Origin of the sequence: Methanobrevibacter sp., from assembly GCF_030539555.1 — an archaeon.
GTDB lineage: Archaea > Methanobacteriota > Methanobacteria > Methanobacteriales > Methanobacteriaceae > Methanocatella.
In genome coordinates this window covers 1-655 of the sequence record NZ_JAUNXX010000056.1, presented here as the reverse complement: position 1 = coordinate 655, position 655 = coordinate 1, and the positions used below count along the sequence as shown (strand labels likewise).

Annotated in this window: 1 protein-coding gene; it reads left to right on the top strand. The window is 28.9% G+C overall.

Features of this window, described 5'->3' with window-relative positions; genetic code table 11:
• The coding region (locus tag Q4Q55_RS08415) for a hypothetical protein (protein ID WP_303372371.1) at positions 1 to 558 on the top strand (558 nt) is incomplete at its 5' end.
• Positions 559 to 655 lie beyond the last annotated feature (97 nt).

Genomic DNA, 655 nt, shown 5'->3' with positions numbered 1-655 from the left:
GGAGATATAATTATTAAAAAGAATAAGAGAACAAAACAAGGAAAAGTTATTTGCTCTAAATGTGATTGGGATGGTGGCAGTTTTGATAAAACTGGTAAAATTGATACTATTGAATACTGTGAAGTGCCAAAGTGTAATGGAATAACATATATGAGAGAAGGACCTTACGGCGAATTTAGGGCTTGTAGTAATTATTTTAAAGATGGGTGCAATGGAAAAGTAAAACAGAAATCCAAATCTAAAAATAAGAAGAAAACAGAAAAAACAAAATCAAAACGGAAAATGATTGATATTGATTTGGTTTGTCCTTCATGTAAAAAGGGACATGTAATTTTATCAAAAAATGAAGAAACTGGAAAAGGATTTTTTAAATGTTCAAATGGTGATTGTAAGTGGAAGGGCGGTCCATTTAATAAATCAGAAGATTTGATACCTACATTACAACCATGTCCAGAAGAAGATTGTGATGGATTGACGTATGAGATTATAAGAAATGGTAAACCATTTAGGGTTTGTACATATTTCCCAAAAAACAAATGTCAAGCGGGACGAAAATAAATTAATTTGTAATGTCTTGGATAGCACTAGATATTATCTAAAATATATAAAAAATATAATAAATAAGATAATACAAATTATAATATATGACAGAAGA